This window comes from Streptomyces sp. JLBJ103, from assembly GCF_058215575.1.
In genome coordinates, this window is the sequence record NZ_CM177089.1 from 2840315 (window position 1) to 2859784 (window position 19470).

A 19470-nucleotide genomic window follows, 5' to 3' on the forward strand; every position below is an offset into this window, starting at 1 on the left:
GGATGTTTACCGGCTGGTCAGGGCGGGGCGATGGGGCGGGATCAGGGCGGGGATGTCATCGCCGCGCGGCACCGGCGCGGAGCAGAACGCACAGCGGTCCCCGATGAGTTCGCAACCGCACCAGTGGCACTCCTCTCGGCGCACGGACGCCACGAGCTGGTAGAGGACGGACAGATCCGGGATGGCCGCCGCGAACTCGATCAGCCTGGCCGTGCCCCACCAGCGGGCGGCGTCGGCGGACGGCTCCACCAGCTCCACATCCCGGACACCCCAGGCGGGCGCGAGTGCCCCGGTGACCCAGTCCTCCCGCCCGGCCACCGAACCGTCCCGGTAGCCATGGCTGTTCAGCGCTCCGGTGGCGACGGTCATCCGGGTGGTGTACGAGGGGGCGGGCAGCATCCCGTCGCCACCGGCCTTCACCAGGTGCGGGGTGGGGTGGGCGAGAACCGCGAAATGGGTGCCGGGCAGCCAGGACTTGACGTGCGAGGTGAGCCCGACCGGCACCCGGTCCAGCCGGGCGACACTGCCGAGCAGCGCACCGGCGTGGATGTAGTGGGCCAGCAGCCGGGCGGAGCAGGCGAGCACCCCGGGGCTGAAATCGGACAGCGAGAGCTGGCGCAGCTGACGGGCGAGCACGGCGACGGCCAGCGGCGGGAGTTCGAGGGGTACCAGCGCCATCCGGTCGCTCTCCAGCACGGCGCGCAGGGTGTGCAGCCGACGGACGACGGGCGGTGCGGTCGCGGCGGGATAGAGCACCACCAGATGGCCCTGCCGGTCCAGCAGCGCGGCGACCTCGGCGAGCGCGTCGTCGAGCGGCTGCTCCCCCGGCGGGCGGAGCACAACGGCCGACGGGGTCTGCCCGTCGGGCGGCGGAAGCACCAGCTCACGGCCGGTGACTGCTATCGCGGTGGGCACGTCGGCTACCCCGTCTCACATCGGCACCGAGCGGCCGCGGCCGCAGGTCGTTACTGCCGGTCCTGGTGCATCGTCACTTTATCCACGAAAGCCGCGTGAGTGAACAGTTCCTCTGCGCTACCGCCACCTGGTCCAGTGGTGGGCCGCGCTTTCCCTTGACAACCGCATTGGTCTGAACCACCTTGTACGGCATGCCTCAGGGGCCCCTGAACGCGCACTCGCACCACCTCCCCCCACCCCCCACGTATGGAGGCAGTCGTGATTCGCGCAAGGTTCGGGAAGAGGCTGCTCACTGCGGCGGCCGCGATCGCGCTGGGCACCGGCGGGCTGCTGGCGACCGGTACCGCCGACGCGGCCGAGGCGCACCCCGCCGCGGCCGTCCCCGCCCACGCCGTCACCGGCTACTGGCAGAACTTCGACAACGGCGCGACCGTGCAGAAGCTCGCCGACGTACCCGACGACTACGACATCATCGCGGTCGCCTTCGCCGACGCCACCGGCACGCCCGGCGCCGTGGACTTCCGTCTCGACCCGGCCGTCGGCTACAGCGACGAGCAGCAGTTCAAGGACGACATCAAGGCCAAGCAGGCGGCCGGGAAGTGGGTCATCGTCTCCGTCGGCGGCCAGAACGGCGCCGTGTCGGTCAGCGACGACGCCTCGGCGAACGCCTTCGCCTCCTCGATCACCGGGCTGATGGACAAGTACGGCTTCGACGGGGTCGACATCGACCTGGAGAACGGGCTCGACGCCACCTATATGACCAAGGCGCTCCGGGCGATCCACGACAAGAAGAGCGATGTCGTGGTCACGATGGCGCCCCAGACGATCGACATGCAGTCGTCGTCGACCGCCTACTTCAAGACCGCCCTGGGCATCAAGGACTTCCTGACGGTGGTCAACATGCAGTACTACAACAGCGGTTCGATGGTGGGCTGCGACGGCAAGGTCTACTCCCAGGGCTCGGTCGACTTCCTCACCGCCCTCGCCTGTGTCCAGCTGGAGAACGGACTCGACCCGTCGCAGGTCGGCCTGGGCGTCCCCGCCTCACCGAGCGGCGCGGGCTCGGGCCATGTCGAACCGGGCGTGGTCAACGCCGCGCTGGACTGTCTGGCCACGGGCACGAGCTGTGGGAGCTTCAAGCCCTCCCGGACCTACCCGGGGATCCGGGGCGCGATGACCTGGTCCACCAACTGGGACGCGGCGAACGGGAACGCCTGGTCCAAGGCGGTCGGCCCGCACGTCCACGGGCTGTAGGCCCTGTCCTGCCGCTGACGGCCGCCGGGGCTCCCGTTCGCCGCGGTCCGGCCAGGGCCTACCGCAGGGTGAGCAGCCAGCGGACGATGTCGGCGGTCGCGGCGACGCCCGAGCCCAGATGACGGGAGCGTTCGTAGTCGACGGCCCCGACGTCGATGACCGGCACGTCCACTCCCTGACGACGCAGGGCGGCGTGGCAGACCGCGGTGTTCTCCACCGCGGCCTGCTCGTCGCCCCGCGCCAGGTAGAGCCGGGTGGGCGCCCGCGGCGCCCAGTCGGTGCAGACGCTGTCGGTGGTGCGCAGCGCGGCGGCCATCCCCCCGGTGGGTTTGCCGAGGATCCGGCGGCCGTGCGGGGTCAGCAGCTCGTCGAGGGTGTCCGGGGTGCCCTCCATGATCTGCTGCCCGGTGTGGGCTCCGTCGAACAGCGCCTCGACGGTCTTCGCGTAGCGCGCCCGGAACACTTGGCCGGGGCTGTCGTACACCGGGTACAGCCGGTTGAAGGCGACGAGAGTGTACGCCGCGTAGATCACGCTCGACTTGGGCTCGAGCCTGCCGTCGAGCACCGCCCGCAGCTCGCTGCCGCCGAAGTCGTACGCCCCGCTGACCGGGGCCAGCGCGCCCAACCGGAACCAGCGGTCCTCCCCCGCCTGGAGGGAGCGGGCGAGGCCGAGCGCGGCCGAGGCGCCCTGCGAGAAGCCGGTGACCGCCACCTCGCGGTCCAGGGTGTGGCCGGTGCGCGGGGCGAAGGCGCGGGCGGCGCGGAGCATGTCCAGGGAGGCGGTGGTCTCCGAGGGGACGTCCATCCAGGGGTGGGGGCCAGGGCCGGTGCCCATGCCGAGGTAGTCGGGGGCCACCGCGGCGAACCCGGCGGCGGCGTAGGTCACGGGCGGGCCGGTCAGGAAGTCGCGCCGCCGCATCGAGGGGGCGTCACTCTTGTGGGCGCCGGTGCCATGGGCGAACGACACCAGGCGCAGCCTGCCGTCGGCGCCGCGCGGGAGGACCAGCAGCCCGCTGGCGGTGGTGGGCCGTCCCTGGGCGTCGACCGTGCGGTAGACCAGCCGGTAGGCGTCCACGCCGTAGCGGACGGTCCCGGCGTCGAAGCCGGCGGCGGTCAGCTCGTCGGCGACGTCCTCCGGTCCGGCCAGCCGGTAGAGCCGTTCGGCCGACACCAGCGTCCCTCGTCCATCGAACTGCCGCTTTCCGTCGGCCGCGGAGACCGAGGTCCCGGCGGCGGGAGCGGCGGCCGTGGCCACGGCCGGGACGGCGGTGCCCGCCAGCAGCAGCGCGGCGCAGAGGGCGGCCGAGCGGGTCGTGGTGCGGCGGTTCACATGGATGCGCATGGGGTCCCCGTTTCTGATGCGGTGTAACGAGAACCCCAGCCTTCCGCGCGGCACTCCGGGGGCGCACTGGTGGCCGCCCCCGGGCCCGGGGTGGTGCCGGCACCCCTGTTCCGTTCGGTCAGGGCTTGGGCAGCTCACACCCCGGCAGTCCGAGATCGATCTTGTTGCCGGTGGTCACGCACGTGGTGATGCCGTAGGTCTGCTGGGCGTAGTTGATCCCCTGGTGGACCGTCACCGTGCCGTTCTCGTCGACCTCGCAGGGGTTGTTCAGGGTGCATTGGCCGCCGCTCTCGTTGCCGGTGTTGTTGACGGCCACGACCTTGCCGGAGGCGGTGTCCACGACGGGCGACCCTGACGTTCCGCCAATCGTGTGACAGGCGGAGGTGTAGCGGACCGAATCCTTCCAGGTCCACTCACCTTCCTTGAGACGATATGCAAATCCGTCGATATTGCAGGAGTAGATCTTTTTCCAGTAGCCGGAGACCACGTTGATGCTGGTGCCCTGGACCGGGTGGCTGTCGGACAGCTGTAGGGCCTTGATGCCGTACCGCTGCTCGATCTGGGCGTATGTCGAGCTCAGTTCGTACAGCGAGATGTCGGTGTCGGTCATCGTCGCGTACGCGACCTTGGTGGCCCGGAGCGTGCCCGCACTGGCACCCGAGCTCTTCAGCAGCGTGAAGCTCCGGCTGGACGGCTTGTCGACGATCACCTCGCCCGCGGACGGGAAGCCGCTGGACAGACAGTGGCCGTTGGAGAGCACCAACGCGGGGTCGGTGTCGGCGGAGCCCGGGGTCCGCACCACGGAGCCGGAGCAGTTGCTGAGCGCCACCGTGCCCGCGAAGTCGACCGCGCGGGCCGCCGCCGCCTTCGGGGCGGCCACCGATGACGAGGACGCGGCGGCGGAGTCGGTGGGGGTCGCGGCCACCGTGGGGGTGGCGCCGGCGCCCAGGACGGCCGCCCCGGCGAGTAAGAGGGCCGACAGCGCACCGGCGAGAGGTCTTTTCATGGGGGGTTTCCTTCCCTCGATGAGAAGTTCCTTCCCCGACGACCATTTCCCACCCTTGACCGTGTCATGCACATGGTCGAAGACTGGCGCAGCAATCGCTCGTCTTTCACCCCCACAGGAGAAAACCACCCCCCACAGGAGAACTCATGCGACGACGCATCCGCGGCAAACGGGCCACCGCCCTCGCCGCCCTGCTGGCCCTCGCCCTCGCCGCCCCCATCGCCGCCCAGGCCGACGACCCGGCATCCGGCCACGCGCCCGAGGCCACGGCCGGGAGCACATCCACGGCCATGGACGACGAGCAGGTCGTCCAGTACGAGGTCGCGGGCCCGGCCACCCCGGCGGAGCGTTCCGCCATCACCGCCACCGGCGTATCCATCGATGAGGTGGACGCCCGCTCCCTCGTGGTCACCGCCAACGCCGCGCAGGCGCAACGGCTGCGCGCGCTCGGCTACCGGCTCAGCCGGCTGGGCGGTCCGCCCAACCGCGCCGAGGGCAGGGCCAAGCACTTCGACTTCCCCTCCTCCGATGCGGGGTACCACAACTACGCCGAGGCCAACGCCGAGATCGACAAGGCGATCGAGGCGCACCCCGACATCCTGAGCAAGCGCGTCATCGGAAAGTCGTACGAGGGCCGGGACATCGTCGCGCTCAAGATCAGCGACAATGTGGCCACCGACGAGGACGAGCCCGAGGTGCTGTTCACCGCCCACCAGCACGCGCGCGAGCACCTCACGGTGGAGATGGCCCTCTATCTGGTGCATGAGCTGACCAACGGCTACGGCAGCGACTCCCGCGTCACCAAGGCGGTCGACGGGCGCGAGATCTGGATCGTCCCCGACCTCAATCCGGACGGCGGTGAGTACGACATCGCCACCGGCAATTACCGGAGCTGGCGCAAGAACCGCCAGCCCAATTCCGGCTCTTCCTCCGTCGGCACCGACCTCAACCGCAACTGGGACTTCAAATGGGGCTGCTGCGGCGGCTCCTCCGACTCCCCCGGGGACGAGACGTACCGCGGACCCAGCGCCGAGTCCGCCCCCGAGGTCAAGGTGGTCGCGGACTTCGCCCGCAGCCGGGTGGTCGGCGGAAAGCAGCAGCTCAAGGCCGCCATCGACTTCCACACCTACAGCGAGCTGGTGCTGTGGCCGTTCGGCTGGACGGACAGCGACACCACCACCGGGATGACCCAGGACGACCACGACGCGTTCGCGGCCGTCGGCAAGAAGATGGCCGAGAGCAACGGCTACACCCCCGAGCAGTCGAGCGACCTCTACATCACCGACGGCTCCATCGACGACTGGCTGTGGGGCACCCAGAAGGTGTTCGCCTACACCTTCGAGATGTATCCCTCGTCCTTCGGCGGGGGCGGTTTCTACCCGCCCGACGAGGTGATCCAGCGCGAGACCGAGCGCAACAAGGACGCGGTGCTCCAACTCCTGGAGAACGCCGACTGCATGTACCGGTCGATCGGCAAGGAGGACCAGTACTGCACCGGCTGAGCCGGTGACACCGCCCCTCGAACCCCCGCTCACCGCGGGGGTTCGAGGGGGACAGGTATCAGCCGAGGACGGCGAGCGCGTCGATCTCGACGAGCAGTCCTGCGGGAAGGCCGACGTACACCGTCGTACGGGCCGACGGCGCCTCCTTGAGGTCCGCGAAGAACGCGTCGTACACGGCGTTGAATTCGGCGAACTGGCTGGTGTCGGTGAGGTAGATGCGCAGCATCATCACGTCCTCCCAGCTCGCCCCGCCCTCTTCGAGGACGGCCTGCACATTGCGCAGGGTCTGGAGGGACTGCTCGCGCAGGGTCGGTCCGACGGGGGCCGGGGCCTGGCCCGGGGCCACGGGGCCGAAGCCGACCTGACCGGCGACCTGGAGGATGTTGCCCTTTTTCACGCCGTGCGAGAACTTGGCTGGCGGCGTGGCGTGTCCGGCCGGAGTGATCGCGGTCTTGTGCAGCTTCTCGCTCATGAAAGGGGTTCCTCGGCTCTCGTCTCGGGTGTGCCACCCGCGGGCCCTGCGACCCGGGGTGTTACGGCCATCGCATCATGTGGGGCCGGTGCGGGAGTACTTCCGGAGTACTCCCGGCTGATCGCCTCCGCGGTGCGGCGCACCAGCGGGAGCAGGGTGAGGAGTTCGTCCGCGGTGATCACCACATTGGGCGCCGACACCGAGCAGGCGGCCACGACCCTGCCGTCCACTCCCCGGATGGGTGCCGCCACACAGTTGATCGACTCCTCGTGGCCGCCGAGGTCGGTGGCCCAGCCCTGTTCGCGCACGGTGGCCAGTTCCTTGAGGAACGCGGTGGCGTTCGGTGTCGAACGGGCCGTGTACGCGGGGTAGGTGAGCCGCTCGGCCACCGCGCGCCGCTCCGGCTCCGGCAGATCGGCCAGCAGCAGCTTGGCGACTGCGGCCACGGTGATCGCGACGGGTTTGCCGATCCGCGAGTACATCCGCACCGGGTAACGGCTCTCCACCTTGTCGATGTAGAGGACCTCGTTCTCCTCGTACACCGCGAGGTGCACGGTGTGCCCGCACCGTTCGTTGAGCGCGGCCAGATGGGGATGGGCGATCTCCCGGACGTCCAGGTTCTCCACGGCCTGCTGCGCCAGCGCGAACAGCCGGGCGCCGAGCCGGTAGCGCTGGTCCTGCTGACGGTAGACCATGCCGTGCTCGTGCAAGGTGCGCAGCAGCCGCAGCGCGGTGGACTTGTGCACCCCGAGCCGGGTGGCGACCTGTTCCAGGTTGGCGGGCCCCTCCGCCAGCAGGGGCAGGATGCACAGCGCTCGGGCGACGGTCTGGCTCATGGGTTGCGTACCTCCACCGCTGCGGTCTCGGGCCCCGAAGACACCGGATGCGTCCGGCCGGGGCCGCATCGCAGTGTGCCCCACGCGGCGGCATCGAGTGCCACCAGGCGATCGGCCCGCTCACGGGAGGGCGGGACGGCGAGGTCGCCGGGGACGGTGAGCGCGGCGGCCGCCATCAGATGGCCGTGGCGCAGCCGTTCGGCGACGGGCAGGCCGCGCAGCGTACCGGAGAGGAACCCGGCGGCGAAGGCGTCCCCCGCGCCGACGGGCGCCACGACCTCGACGTGCGGGGCGGGTTCGGCGGTGACGGTGTCCGCTCCGCCGGGCCCGCGCACGTAGGCGGTGGCCCCGGCGGCGCCGCGTTTGACGACCAGCACCGTCGGTTCGGGCAGCGCCGCCCGGATCGCGTCGGCACCGCGCACCCCCCAGGCGGCCTCCGCCTCGTCCTCGCCGACGAAGACCAGATCGCAGCCGCGGGCGAGGTCGAGGAGGACGGCGGGGCCGTGCCGTTCCTCGTCCTGCCACAGCGCCATGCGGTAGTTGACGTCGAAGGAGACCAGCGGTCGGCCGGGCGCGGGGGTGGTCAGTTCGCGTATCAGGGCGAGACAGCCGTCGGAGAGGGCCGCGGTGATCCCGGTCAGATGGAGGATCCGGCCGGACCACAGCTGCTCCCGCGGCATCAGCGAGGGGGACATGGCCGCGGCGGCGGAACCGGCCCGGTAGTAGAGGACTTCGGCCGGCGGCTCCCCGGCCGGTCCCTCCCCGGTGCCGGGGTCCTGCGCGACGACAGGGGCGGGGTCCACCGCCCGCTCCCCGGCCGTACGGAAGTAGACACCGGTGGGGCGGCGGGGGTCGCGCTGCACCCGACTGACGTCCACCCCCGCGGCCGCGATCTCGGTCAGCAGATGATCGCCGAACCCGTCCGTGCCGACCCTGCTGATCCAGCGTGCGCTGTGCCCGCTGCGGGCCAGTCCACATGCGACATTGGATTCGGCCCCGCCGATACCGCGCGCGAAGGAGAGGACGTCGGCGAGGCGGCCCGGCTGGGACGGGACGAAGGTCACTAACGACTCGCCGAGACACACGATGTCGACGCTCACGGCATGGGGCACCATCGGTCTCGCTCCTCGCTGGTCGGGGTACGGGACCACCCGTTGACCGGGTGCTGGGCGGGATGTTAGACAGCGCTGTGCGTCATACGCAATGAATGTTGCACATGCTGCAATCGATCCAAATGGAGGAGCCTCCATGGCCACCGACCACTGCGACCCGTCGCCCCTCGCGGGGCTCGCGGAGGAGCGTGTCGACCACCGTTTCAAGGGGCTGCCCCCGACCGCCGCAGGCCGTACGGTCGGCGAACTGGCCGCCGAGCGGCGCTCCCTGTTCACCGGCGGATTCACCACACCGGTGCTGGCTCTGTCGGCCGAGGCCCTGGAGCACAACCTCCTGGAGATGGAGCGCTATTCCGCCGCCCACGGGCTGGCTTTCGCCCCGCACGGCAAGACCTCGATGGCCCCGCAGCTCTTCGAGCGCCAACTCGCCCACGGTGCCTGGGGGATCACCGCCGCTCTCCCCTCCCATGTGCGGATGTACCGGGCCTTCGGCATCCAGCGGATCTTCCTCGCCAACGAGGTCGTGGACGCCGCCGCCCTGCACTGGCTCGCGGGCGAGCTCGACGCCGACCCCGGCTTCCACCTCATCACCTACGTCGACTCCACCCGCGGTGTCGAGCTGATGGACGCGGCGCTGCGCGAGGCGGGCGCCCGCCGCCCGATGGACGTCGTGATCGAACTGGGCGCGGGCGAGGGCGCGCGGACCGGGGTGCGCACCGAGGCCGAGTGCGTCGAGGTCGCCGACGCGGTGGCGGCCACCTCCACCCTGCGGCTGGTGGGCGTCGCCGGATACGAGGCCGAGGTGCCGAAGTCGGACGCCGAGCGGGTCCGTACCTGGATGCGCCGACTCACCGCGCTGGCCGCCGGCTTCGACGCGGAGGGCCGCTTCGCGGGGCTCGGCGCGACGGACGAGATCGTGGTGAGCGCGGGCGGCAGTGCGTGGTTCGACGTGGTGGCGGAGGCCCTCGCGGACCTTCCCGAGCTGTCCCGTCCGGTGCTGAAGCTGCTGCGCTCGGGCGCGTACGTCTCCCACGACGATGGCCACTACCGCAAGCGGACCCCGTTCAACCGGATCCCGGCGGAGGGCGAGCTGCACCCCGCCTTCCGGATGTGGGCCCAGGTCGTCTCGCGCCCCGAACCCGGCCAGGCGTTCCTCAACGCGGGCAAGCGGGACGTCGCGTACGACCTGGACCTGCCCGAGCCGCAGGTCATCCGCTCCGCCCGGGACGGGTCCACCCGCCCCGCCACCGGCCTCACCGTCACCGGCCTCTCCGACCAGCACGCCTGGATCGCGGTCGCGGACGGCACGGAGCTGGAGGTCGGCGACTGGGTGGGCCTCGGTCTCTCCCATCCGTGCACCAACTTCGACAAGTGGCAGCTGATCCCGGTGGCCGAGGCGGACGGGACGGTCACGGACTACATCCGCACCTTCTTCTGACCTCGGGACCCGGGTAACCGCCCGGCCCCGTACGCAAGGGCCGGGCGCACCGTCACGTACCGGACCGTCCGCGCGCACCGCGCGGACGGAAGAGAGGCGGCATCCACCATGGACCTGGTCATCCGCGACGGACACGTCATCGACGGCACCGGGGGTGCCGCCTTCCGGGCCGATGTGGCCGTGGACGGCGGCCGGATCGCCGCCGTCGTCCGAGAGGGCGGCGGCCCGCGGCCGGGCGGACGGCGGGTGCTGGACGCCGACGGCCTGGCCCTCTCCCCCGGCTTCATCGATATGCACGCGCACAGCGATCTCGCGCTGCTCCGCGACCCCGACCACTCCGCGAAGGCCGCCCAGGGCGTCACCCTGGAGGTCATCGGACAGGACGGGCTCTCCTACGCGCCCGTCGACGACCGCACGCTCGCCCAGATCCGCACCGCCATCACCGGCTGGAACGGCGGTGCGCCAGGAAGTACCGACATCGACTTCGACTGGCGCGACGTGGGCGGCTACCTGGACCGTCTGGACCGCGGCTTCGACGGCGAGGGCATCGCGGTCAACGCCGCGTATCTGGTCCCGCAGGGCACCGTGCGGATGCTCGCGCTCGGCTGGGAGGACCGCGCCGCGGACCCCGGTGAACTCGCCCGGATGAAGCGGCTGGTGGCCGAGGGGCTGGAACAGGGCGCGGTCGGGATGTCCTCCGGGCTCACCTACACCCCGGGGATGTACGCCTCGGACGCGGAACTCACCGAGCTGTGCCGGGTCGTCGCGGCGTACGGCGGCTACTACTGCCCGCACCACCGCTCGTACGGCGCGGGCGCCCTGCGCGCGTACGAGGAGATGCTGGCGCTCACCCGTGAGGCGGGCTGTGCGCTGCACCTGGCCCACGCCACCTTGAACTTCGGGGTGAACGAGGGCCGCGCCCCCGCACTGATCGCCCTGCTCGACGCGGCGCTCGCCGAAGGCGCCGACATCACCCTGGACACCTATCCCTATCTCCCCGGCTGCACCACGCTCGCCGCGATGCTGCCGAGCTGGGCCGCCGAGGGCGGACCGGAGGCGATGCTCGCCCGGCTGCGGGACGACGCGACGGCGGAGCGGATCCGGCGGGTCTTGGAGGAGGAGGGGGCGGACGGCTGCCACGGGGTGCCGATCGACTGGGACACCGTCGAGATCTCCGGGGTGAGCGACCCGGGCCTCGGCGACCACATCGGCCGGACGGTCGCGCGGAGCGCGCGGGAGCGCGGTGAGGCACCCTGGGACACCGCGCGCCGGCTGCTGCTCGCGGACCGGCTCGGGCCGACGATCCTGCTGCACGTCGGCCATGAGGAGAACGTCCGGGCGATCATGAAGCACCCGGTGCACACCGGCGGCAGCGACGGCATCCTGCACGGCGCCAAACCGCATCCGCGCGCGTACGGCACCTTCCCCCACTATCTGGGCCGCTATGTGCGCGAGCTCGGGGTGCTCCCACTGGAGGAATGCGTGGCCCATCTGACCGGCCGCCCGGCGGCCCGGCTGCGGCTGCCGGACCGGGGTCTGGTGCGCGAGGGGTACCGGGCGGACCTGGTGCTCTTCGATCCGCGGACGGTCGCGGCGGGCTCGACGTACGAGGCGCCGCGCACCCTTCCGGTGGGGATTCCGCACGTCCTGATCGACGGCCGGTTCGTGGTGGAGGAGGGCCGCAGGACCAGCGTGCTGGCGGGCCGGTCGGTACGGCGCCACCCGGTCTGACCGGCCGGGCGAACCGCTCCACCGCCGCCGGGCCGACGGTGGCGCACGCCGCCCCGCACTTCCGCGCACCGTCCCACGTGGTGAAAAACACCGAGCGTCGCCAGTGGCACCGCCGTAAGGTGGCGGACATGCAGGTGATCCAGTCCACGAAGCTCGCCAACGTCTGCTACGAAATCCGTGGCCCGGTGCTCGAGGAGGCGATGCGACTGGAGGCAGCGGGGCACCGCATCCTCAAGCTGAACACCGGCAACCCGGCCACCTTCGGCTTCGAGTGCCCGCCGGAGATCCTCGAGGACATGCTCCGCAACCTCGGCGACGCCCATGGCTACGGCGACGCCAAGGGCCTGCTGCCCGCCCGCCGCGCGGTGATGCAGCACTACCAGACCAAGGGGATCGACCTCGACGTCGAGGACATCTTCCTGGGCAACGGCGTCTCCGAGCTGATCCAGATGTCCATGCAGGCGCTGCTGGACGACGGCGACGAGGTGCTGGTCCCCTCCCCCGACTATCCGCTGTGGACCGCCGCGGTCTCGCTCTCCGGCGGCACCGCCGTGCACTACCGCTGCGACGAGCAGTCGGACTGGCTGCCGGACCTCGCCGACATCGAGCGCAAGGTGACCGACCGCACCAAGGCGATCGTGATCATCAACCCGAACAACCCCACGGGCGCGGTCTACAACGAAGAGGTGCTGCGCGGGATCACCGACATCGCCCGCCGCAACCGGCTGATCGTCTGCTCCGACGAGATCTACGACAAGATCCTCTACGACGACGCCACCCACACCCCCACCACCTCGGTCGCCCCGGATCTGCTGACCCTCACCTTCAACGGGCTCTCCAAGGCGTACCGGGTCGCGGGCTACCGCAGCGGCTGGCTCGCGGTCTGCGGTCCGAAGGCCCACGCGGGCAGCTATCTGGAGGGGCTGACGATCCTGGCCAATATGCGGCTGTGCGCCAACATGCCCGCACAGCACGCGGTGGCCACCGCTCTCGGCGGCCGTCAGTCGATCAGCGACCTGGTGCTGCCGGGCGGGCGGCTGGTGGAGCAGCGCGATACCGCCTATGAGCTGCTGACCCAGATCCCGGGCGTGACCTGCGTCAAGCCCAAGGGCGCGCTGTACGCGTTCCCCAAGCTGGACCCCAAGGTCTACAAGATCAAGGACGACCGGCAGATGGTGCTCGATCTGCTGCGCGCCGAGAAGATCATGATCGTGCACGGGACGGGCTTCAACTGGTCGGAGCCTGATCACTTCCGCATCGTCACGCTCCCGGCCAAGGAGGATCTGGCCGACGCGGTGACCCGGATCGGCACCTTCCTGGACGGCTACGGCCAGCCCTGAGCCGGGCCGCACCGGGCCGGAACCGGAATTTGTTGATCCTTTTTAGCAACAGCTCAACTTTAGACAGCGTCTAAGTTAGGATGGCCTCCTGAGCATTTGGAGGCCATCCATGTACGAGCCGATCCGCACCAAGTCGGTCCACACCATGGCCGAGCCCGAGCCCGACTTCCCCCACCGCTCCCGCGGGGAGGAGCTCGACATCCGGCTCGCCGGACATCTGACCGCGCTGCTGACCGTCACCGACGAGCTGCGCGCCCTCGTCCCGGACCCGGCCCTGGACGACGCCGCCGAGCGGATCGCCGCCCAGGTCGTACGGCTCGGCGACGGCCGCCCCCCGCTGCGGGCCGCCCCCTCGGCGAGCACCCCCGACCCGGCCCGGATCAGCGCCCTGCACCAGCGTGCGCACACCCTGGCCGGATGGGCCCTGGTCCTGGCCGCCTCCCGCGAGAACACCGCGGGCACGGCACTGGCGGCCGAGCGTCTGGACGTCCACGCGGCGGCGCTGGGGCTGACCGACTGAGCTCGGCCGAGGGCGGGGCTGGACGAGGGGGGACGAGGCCGGGACGGGACGAGGCCGGGGCCCGCACCGTGCGGTGCGGGCCCCGGCCTTCGATGCGCGCGGCGTCTCAGCCCGGTCAGCCCAGACGCTCGACCAGCGCGCGGTACTCGTCCCACATCTCCTTCGGCGTGTGGTCACCGAAGGTGTTGAGGTGGTCGGGAACGAGCGCCGCCTCCTCGCGCCAGACGTCCTTGTCGACGGTCAGCAGCAGATCGAGGTCGGCGTCGGCCATGCCCAGGCCCTCGGTGTCGAGTGCCTCGCGGGTCGGCAGCACCCCGATCGGGGTCTCCACGCCCTCCGCCTTGCCGTCCAGCCGGTCGACGATCCACTTCAGCACCCGGCTGTTCTCACCGAAGCCCGGCCACACGAAGCGGCCGTCGGCATCCTTGCGGAACCAGTTGACGTAGTAGATCTTCGGCAGCTTGGCCGCCGTCTCCGGGTCGTCCGTCTTGCCGACCTTGACCCAGTGGGCCATGTAGTCGCCCATGTTGTAGCCGCAGAACGGCAGCATGGCGAACGGGTCGCGGCGCAGCTCGCCGACCTTGCCCTCGGCCGCCGCGGTCTTCTCGCTGGCCACGTTGGCGCCCAGGAAGACGCCGTGCTGCCAGTCGAAGGACTCGGTCACCAGCGGGACCGCGCTGGCGCGGCGTCCGCCGAAGAGAATCGCCGAGATCGGCACACCCTTGGGGTCCTCCCACTCGGGCGCGATGATCGGGCACTGACCGGCGGGAACGGTGAAGCGGGCGTTGGGGTGGGCCGCGGGGGTCCCGCTGGCCGGGGTCCACGCGTTGCCCTTCCAGTCGGTCAGATGAGCGGGCTGCTCCTCGGTCATGCCCTCCCACCACACATCGCCGTCGTCGGTGAGCGCGACGTTGGTGAAGACCGAGTTGCCCCACAGGGTCTTCATCGCGTTGGCGTTGGTGTGCTCACCGGTGCCGGGCGCGACGCCGAAGAAGCCCGCCTCGGGGTTGATCGCGTACAGCCTGCCGTCCTCACCGAACCGCATCCAGGCGATGTCGTCGCCGATGGTCTCGACCGTCCAGCCGGGGATGGTCGGCTCCAGCATCGCGAGGTTGGTCTTGCCGCAGGCGCTGGGGAAGGCCGCGGCGACGTACTTGGCCTCACCGCGCGGCGGGGTGAGCTTGAGGATCAGCATGTGCTCGGCGAGCCAGCCCTCGTCACGCGCCATGACCGAGGCGATACGCAGCGCGTAGCACTTCTTGCCGAGCAGGGCGTTCCCGCCGTAGCCGGAGCCGTAGGACCAGATCTCCCGCGACTCCGGGAAGTGCGAGATGTACTTGGTCGAGTTGCAGGGCCACGGCACATCGGCCTGGCCGGGCTCCAGCGGGGCGCCGAGGGTATGGACGGCCTTCACGAAGAACCCCTCGTCACCGAGGACGTCCAGCACCTCCTGTCCCATGCGGGTCATGGTGCGCATGGAGACGGCGACGTAGGCGGAGTCGGTGATCTCGACGCCGATCGCGGACAGCGGCGAGCCGAGCGGGCCCATACAGAAGGGCACCACGTACATCGTGCGGCCGCGCATCGAGCCGCGGAAGATCCCCTGCTCGCCCGCGAAGATCTCGCGCATCTCGGCGGGGGCCTTCCAGTGGTTCGTCGGGCCCGCGTCCGCCTCCTTCTCGGAGCAGATGAAGGTGCGGTCCTCGACCCGGGCCACATCGCTGGGATCGGAGGCCGCGTAGTACGAGTTCGGGCGCTTGATCGGATCCAGGCGTTTGAAGGTGCCCTTCTCGACCAGCTCTGCGCACAACCGGTCGTACTCCGCTTCCGACCCGTCGCACCAGACCACCTCATCAGGCTGGGTGAGGGCGGCGATCTCGCCGACCCAGGCGATGAGCTCCTGGTGGTTGGTGGGGGCCGGGCTGGTGAGGGAGGAAGCCACATTGCTGGGCGCCACGATCGCTCCATCCCGCCGGAATGGCATGGTCCGGCGTTATCGATTGAGGGTTGGTACGGATATGTGCACGCACATCCGTCTTTATGGAGACAGCTACCCCTTGGGGGCTGCGACCCGGATGCTCAGCTCATCCGGTGCCGACCGCGCTCATTTGATCATCCGACTGTGTGAGCCATCTGTCCAGTGGGCGCCTTGGTGACCATCACCACTCGACATTGGCCGGTAACTTACGGTCGCGTAGGTAGCATGAGCGCCATGACTGCCGACGCGCCCGACGCCGCCGTTGACAACCCCCCAGGGCCCGAAGCAGCCCCACCGCTCCCCCTGAAGCCCCTGCTGCGCGGCTGGCTGCACGCCGGTATGTTCCCGGCCGCGCTGATCTCCGGGGTGGTGCTCACGGCGCTCGCCGACAGCCCGCGCGGGCGCCTGGCGTGCGCTGTCTTCACCCTCACCGCCTGCGCGCTGTTCGGCGTGAGCGCGCTGTACCACCGCGGCAATTGGGGCCCGCGGGCCGCCGCGGTGCTGCGGCGGCTGGATCACGCCAATATCTTCCTGATCATCGCGGGCACCTACACACCCTTCACGCTGCTGCTCCTGCCGGACGGCAAACAGCAGCTGCTGCTCTGGCTGGTGTGGGCCGGGGCGCTCGCCGGTATCGCCTTCCGGGTGTTCTGGGTCGGCGCCCCGCGCTGGCTCTACACCCCGTGCTACATCGCGCTGGGCTGGGCGGCGGTGTTCTTCTTGCCCGACTTCATGCGGACCGGCGGCATCGCCGTGATGACGCTGATCATCGTCGGCGGGCTGCTCTACAGCGCGGGCGCGGTGATCTACGGAACCAAGCGCCCCAACCCCTCGCCGCGCTGGTTCGGCTTCCACGAGGTGTTCCACTCCTTCACGCTGGCGGCGTTCGTGGTGCACTACGTGGGCATCTCGATGGTGGCCTATCAGCACGCCTGAGGCCCGAGCGGCGGCGGGCTCCCGTCCGTCCGCCGCCGGAAGCGGAGGCCGTATCGCCCCCGCCCCGCGGCCGATGCCGGACAATGAGAGGCATGGCACGCACGACGTCCGCCGGTGAGCGGTCCGCGCGACGGACCGCTCCAGGGCTCCGTGAGCGGAAGAAGATCAAGACCCGGCGGGCGATCCGGCAAGCGGCCTATCGGCTCTTCGCCGAACAGGGCTACGACGCCACCCCGGTGGACCGGATCGCGGAGGCCGCCGATGTGTCCCCCAGCACCGTCTTCCGCTACTTCCCCACCAAGGAAGACCTCGTCCTCACGGACGAGTACGACGCGATCATCGCGGCCGGGATCCGCGAACGCCCCCTCGACGAGCCCCCGGTCGCCGCGCTGCGCCGCGTCATCCTGGATCTGCTGGGGCAGTTCACCGCCGCGGAGCGCAAGGAACTGCTGACGCGGCTCGCCCTCGTCCGCGGCATCCCGGCCCTGCGCGCCCGGATGGGCGAGGGCCTGGCCACCACGGGTGTGACGCTGGGCGAGGCGATGGCCGAGCGCAGCGGCCGCTCACCGGACGACTTCGAGGTGCGCATCGTGGTCGGGGCGCTCTTGGGCGCGCTTCAGGAGGCCATCTTCCACTGCCTGGACCACCGCCGGGTCCAGGACATGGAAGACACCATCGACCACGCCCTGGCCCTCCTCTCCCGCGGCCTCCCCCTCTGACGCCACACCCCACCGATGCCGCCGGACCGGGGCGCGGGCGCGAGCCCGCCCGCCCAGGGCCGCGTGGCCCGGCCGAGGACCACGGGGCCCGGTAGACGGCACGGGGCCCGGCCGAGAGCTGCAGGGCCGGGTAAACGCCCACGAGTCCCGGTCGACGCCCGCGAGGCCCGGTAGCTGCCCACGGGGCCCGGCCCAAGGCACGCTGTCGGCCGAGGACCGGGCGCGGACAACGCTCCCCTCAGCCCCCCAACTTCGCGGCCAGCGCGTCCGCGTCGGCGGTGGGCGCGTCACATGTGAAGTGGCGGCAGACATACGCCGCCGGGCGGCCCTCGAGCAGCGGGCGGTCCAGCAGCAGCGGGACCTCCTCGGAACCGGGCTCGCCGACCGCGACCACCGCGCCGGGCGCGGTGCCCAGCAGCGCGGCGCGGTGCAGGGCGCGCGTCGCCGGATCGCCGTCGGGCCCGACGACCGCCACCTCACGCGGTCCGTCGAGCACCGCCTCGGCGACCGCGAGCCCCCAGCCGATGAAGCGCGGGACGCGCGCGCCGAGCGCGCGCACCACGGCGAGCGCCCGCTCGGCGGCCTCGCGGTGGCGTGTGCTGCCCGTGACGGCGGCGTACGACAGCAGGGCGCCCGCGGCCGCCGTCCACCCCGACGGCGCGGCGTTGTCCGTCGGGTCCTGGGGGCGACGGATGAGCGCCTCCGCGTCATCGGCGGTGTCGAACAACGTGCCGTCCTCGGCGGTGAAGTGGCGCAGCACGGTGTCCAGGAGCAGCCCGGCGAACTCGACCCACACCCCCTCGCCGGTGACCGCGGACAGGGCGAGAAAGCCCTCGGCCGCGTCGGCGTAGTCCTCCAGCACTCCGGCGTGGCCGCCGACGGTGCCGTCCAGCGAGGTGCGGGCGAGCCGCCCGTGCTCGTCCATGTGGATACGGACCAGCAGATCGGCGGCCTCGATGGCGGACTCGATGAGATCGGGCCGGTCGAAGTAGGCACCGGTCTCGGCGAGGGCGGCGACGGCCAGCCCGTTCCAGGCAGCGACGATCTTGTCGTCGCGGCCGGGGCGGGCCCGCCGCTCCCGGGCGGCCAGCAGCCGCTGCCGCACCGAGGCGACCCGCTCGGCCTGCACCGGCCCTGCGCCGTCGGGGAGTTGGAGCACGGAGGAGCCCTTTTCGAAGGTGCCGTCCTCGGTCACCCCGAAATACCCCGCGGCGAACTCGGCATCGGTCTCGCCCAGGACCTCGCGCAGCTGTCCGGGCGTCCAGACGTAATACGCGCCTTCCACATGCCGTCCGGTGCCGTCGTCGCTGTCGGCGTCCAGCGCGGAGGCGAAACCGCCCTGCTCGGTACGCATCTCGCGGACCAGGAACTCGGCGGTCTCCAGAGCGATACGGCGGGCGAGGTCCGAGCCGGTGGCACGCCACAGATGGGCGTAGACCCGGCCCAGCAGCGCATTGTCGTACAGCATCTTCTCGAAGTGCGGCACGGTCCAGGTGGCGTCCACGGCATAGCGCGCGAAGCCGCCGCCGAGCTGGTCGTAGATACCGCCGCGGGCCATCGCCTCGCAGGTGGCCGACACCATCTGGAGGGCGCCCTCGGAGCCGGTGCGGGCGTGGTGGCGCAGCAGGAACTCCAGGGCCATGGACGGCGGGAACTTCGGCGCGCCCCCGAACCCCCCGCGCATGGCGTCGAATTCGCGGGTCAGCCCCATGAGCGCGGCATGCAGATCCTCGGTGCCGGGCGGCTGGGGCGCACCCGGACCCAGCGCGATCCCGGTGCGCGCGGCCAGGTCCCGCACGATCCGCCCGGCGACATCCCGGACCTCCTCGCGGCGGTCCGTCCACGCGGTCCGCACCCCCTCCAGCACCTGCCGGAAGGCGGGCATGCCGTGGCGCGGCGCGGGCGGGAAATAGGTGCCGAAGTAGAAGGGCTCGGCATCGGGGGTGAGGAACACCGTCATCGGCCAGCCGCCCTGGCCGGTCGCGGCCTGCACCGCCTCCATGTACACGGCGTCCACATCCGGCCGCTCCTCGCGGTCGACCTTGACGGAGACGAAGTGCTCGTTGAGATAGCCGGCGGTCGCCTCGTCCTCGAAGGACTCGTGCGCCATGACATGGCACCAGTGACAGCTGGAATAGCCGACGCTCAGCAGCACGGGCACCCCGCGGCGGCGTGCCTCCTCGAACGCCTCGTCGGACCACGGCCGCCAGTCGACCGGGTTGTCGGCGTGCTGGAGGAGGTACGGGGACGTCTCGTGCGCCAGACGGTTGGGCATGCCCCCATCCTCTCCCAACTCTCGGATTGTGCGAGTTATCCACAGGTGGCCCCGGAGAGAGTTATCCACAGGGCTGCCGGATAAGAGCCAGAAA

The 19470-nt window shown here is 71.1% G+C and carries 16 protein-coding genes; 8 read left to right on the forward strand and 8 right to left on the reverse strand.

Annotation, left to right across the window (positions count from 1 at the left end):
• Positions 1-6 precede the first annotated feature (6 nt).
• The gene (locus AC4BEG_RS12145; protein WP_490705900.1) at positions 7-915 is read right to left on the reverse strand and encodes a hypothetical protein; all 909 of its coding nucleotides are present in this window, start codon (positions 913-915) and stop codon (positions 7-9) included.
• 246 nt (positions 916-1161) lie between these two features.
• On the opposite strand from AC4BEG_RS12145, the gene AC4BEG_RS12150 reads away from it, so the two are divergent.
• Entirely contained in the window at positions 1162-2169 is a 1008-nt protein-coding gene (locus AC4BEG_RS12150) for a chitinase (protein ID WP_490705901.1), read from the forward strand.
• 58 nt (positions 2170-2227) lie between these two features.
• Here the strand turns inward: AC4BEG_RS12150 and AC4BEG_RS12155 are convergent, their stop codons facing one another.
• Both AC4BEG_RS12155 and AC4BEG_RS12160 read right to left on the reverse strand, forming a co-directional pair.
• Positions 2228-3511: a lipase gene (locus AC4BEG_RS12155; protein ID WP_490705902.1), complete on the reverse strand. Its 1284-nt coding sequence runs from the start codon at positions 3509-3511 to the stop codon at positions 2228-2230.
• Positions 3512-3629: 118 nt separating this feature from the next.
• On the reverse strand, positions 3630-4517 hold the full coding sequence (locus AC4BEG_RS12160) for a S1 family peptidase (protein WP_490705903.1): 888 nt from the start codon (positions 4515-4517) through the stop codon (positions 3630-3632).
• Between the two features lie 146 nt (positions 4518-4663).
• Between AC4BEG_RS12160 and AC4BEG_RS12165 the strand changes: the two genes are divergently transcribed.
• Positions 4664-6019: a M14 family metallopeptidase gene (locus AC4BEG_RS12165; RefSeq protein WP_490705904.1), complete on the forward strand. Its 1356-nt coding sequence runs from the start codon at positions 4664-4666 to the stop codon at positions 6017-6019.
• A 58-nt stretch (positions 6020-6077) separates the two neighbouring features.
• On the opposite strand, the gene AC4BEG_RS12170 is transcribed toward AC4BEG_RS12165, so the two are convergent.
• The 3 genes from AC4BEG_RS12170 to AC4BEG_RS12180 are packed head-to-tail and all read right to left on the reverse strand — an operon-like array spanning position 6078 to position 8442.
• The gene (locus AC4BEG_RS12170; RefSeq protein WP_490705905.1) at positions 6078-6491 is read right to left on the reverse strand and encodes a RidA family protein; all 414 of its coding nucleotides are present in this window, start codon (positions 6489-6491) and stop codon (positions 6078-6080) included.
• Positions 6488-7327, reverse strand: coding sequence for an IclR family transcriptional regulator (locus AC4BEG_RS12175; RefSeq protein ID WP_490705906.1), 840 nt, complete (start codon positions 7325-7327; stop codon positions 6488-6490). Before AC4BEG_RS12175 ends, AC4BEG_RS12170 begins: the two co-directional genes overlap by 4 nt.
• Entirely contained in the window at positions 7324-8442 is a 1119-nt protein-coding gene (locus AC4BEG_RS12180) for a sugar kinase (protein WP_490705907.1), read from the reverse strand. The genes AC4BEG_RS12175 and AC4BEG_RS12180 overlap by 4 nt, the downstream gene beginning before the upstream one ends.
• Positions 8443-8575: 133 nt before the next feature.
• Here AC4BEG_RS12180 and AC4BEG_RS12185 point away from each other — a divergent pair, with 133 nt between their 5' ends.
• The 4 genes from AC4BEG_RS12185 (at position 8576) to AC4BEG_RS12200 (ending at position 13468) form a co-directional block, all read left to right on the forward strand.
• Positions 8576-9877: an amino acid deaminase gene (locus AC4BEG_RS12185; protein WP_490705908.1), complete on the forward strand. Its 1302-nt coding sequence runs from the start codon at positions 8576-8578 to the stop codon at positions 9875-9877.
• Positions 9878-9985: 108 nt separating this feature from the next.
• The gene (locus tag AC4BEG_RS12190) at positions 9986-11608 is read left to right on the forward strand and encodes an N-acyl-D-amino-acid deacylase family protein (RefSeq protein WP_490705909.1); all 1623 of its coding nucleotides are present in this window, start codon (positions 9986-9988) and stop codon (positions 11606-11608) included.
• Positions 11609-11736: 128 nt separating this feature from the next.
• Positions 11737-12948 (forward strand): pyridoxal phosphate-dependent aminotransferase, encoded by a 1212-nt coding sequence (locus AC4BEG_RS12195; protein ID WP_490705910.1) that lies wholly within the window; start codon positions 11737-11739, stop codon positions 12946-12948.
• Between the two features lie 109 nt (positions 12949-13057).
• Positions 13058-13468 carry an SCO4983 family protein gene (locus AC4BEG_RS12200; protein WP_490705911.1) on the forward strand — a complete coding sequence of 137 codons (411 nt, stop codon included), beginning with the start codon at positions 13058-13060 and terminating at the stop codon, positions 13466-13468.
• Positions 13469-13583: 115 nt separating this feature from the next.
• Here the strand turns inward: AC4BEG_RS12200 and AC4BEG_RS12205 are convergent, their stop codons facing one another.
• Entirely contained in the window at positions 13584-15425 is a 1842-nt protein-coding gene (locus tag AC4BEG_RS12205; RefSeq protein ID WP_490705912.1) for a phosphoenolpyruvate carboxykinase (GTP), read from the reverse strand.
• A 255-nt stretch (positions 15426-15680) separates the two neighbouring features.
• Between AC4BEG_RS12205 and trhA the strand changes: the two genes are divergently transcribed.
• The gene (gene trhA / locus AC4BEG_RS12210; RefSeq protein ID WP_490705913.1) at positions 15681-16382 is read left to right on the forward strand and encodes a PAQR family membrane homeostasis protein TrhA; all 702 of its coding nucleotides are present in this window, start codon (positions 15681-15683) and stop codon (positions 16380-16382) included.
• Between the two features lie 92 nt (positions 16383-16474).
• Positions 16475-17101: a TetR/AcrR family transcriptional regulator gene (locus AC4BEG_RS12215; protein WP_490705914.1), complete on the forward strand. Its 627-nt coding sequence runs from the start codon at positions 16475-16477 to the stop codon at positions 17099-17101.
• Between the two features lie 238 nt (positions 17102-17339).
• Here AC4BEG_RS12215 and AC4BEG_RS12220 read toward each other — a convergent pair whose 3' ends face one another.
• Positions 17340-19376, reverse strand: coding sequence for a thioredoxin domain-containing protein (locus tag AC4BEG_RS12220; protein WP_490705915.1), 2037 nt, complete (start codon positions 19374-19376; stop codon positions 17340-17342).
• Positions 19377-19470: the final 94 nt, after the last annotated feature.

Bases quoted from the DNA above. Each gene is read 5' to 3' on its own strand.
- AC4BEG_RS12150 (WP_490705901.1), top strand. From the start codon at position 1,162: ATGGAGGCAGTCGTGATTCGCGCAAGGTTCGGGAAGAGGCTGCTCACT.
- AC4BEG_RS12155 (WP_490705902.1), bottom strand. From the start codon at position 3,511: ATGCGCATCCATGTGAACCGCCGCACCACGACCCGCTCGGCCGCCCTC.
- AC4BEG_RS12160 (WP_490705903.1), bottom strand. From the start codon at position 4,517: ATGAAAAGACCTCTCGCCGGTGCGCTGTCGGCCCTCTTACTCGCCGGG.
- AC4BEG_RS12165 (WP_490705904.1), top strand. From the start codon at position 4,664: ATGCGACGACGCATCCGCGGCAAACGGGCCACCGCCCTCGCCGCCCTG.
- AC4BEG_RS12170 (WP_490705905.1), bottom strand. From the start codon at position 6,491: ATGAGCGAGAAGCTGCACAAGACCGCGATCACTCCGGCCGGACACGCC.
- AC4BEG_RS12175 (WP_490705906.1), bottom strand. From the start codon at position 7,327: ATGAGCCAGACCGTCGCCCGAGCGCTGTGCATCCTGCCCCTGCTGGCG.
- AC4BEG_RS12180 (WP_490705907.1), bottom strand. From the start codon at position 8,442: ATGGTGCCCCATGCCGTGAGCGTCGACATCGTGTGTCTCGGCGAGTCG.
- AC4BEG_RS12185 (WP_490705908.1), top strand. From the start codon at position 8,576: ATGGCCACCGACCACTGCGACCCGTCGCCCCTCGCGGGGCTCGCGGAG.
- AC4BEG_RS12190 (WP_490705909.1), top strand. From the start codon at position 9,986: ATGGACCTGGTCATCCGCGACGGACACGTCATCGACGGCACCGGGGGT.
- AC4BEG_RS12195 (WP_490705910.1), top strand. From the start codon at position 11,737: ATGCAGGTGATCCAGTCCACGAAGCTCGCCAACGTCTGCTACGAAATC.
- AC4BEG_RS12200 (WP_490705911.1), top strand. From the start codon at position 13,058: ATGTACGAGCCGATCCGCACCAAGTCGGTCCACACCATGGCCGAGCCC.
- trhA (WP_490705913.1), top strand. From the start codon at position 15,681: ATGACTGCCGACGCGCCCGACGCCGCCGTTGACAACCCCCCAGGGCCC.
- AC4BEG_RS12215 (WP_490705914.1), top strand. From the start codon at position 16,475: ATGGCACGCACGACGTCCGCCGGTGAGCGGTCCGCGCGACGGACCGCT.
- AC4BEG_RS12220 (WP_490705915.1), bottom strand. From the start codon at position 19,376: ATGCCCAACCGTCTGGCGCACGAGACGTCCCCGTACCTCCTCCAGCAC.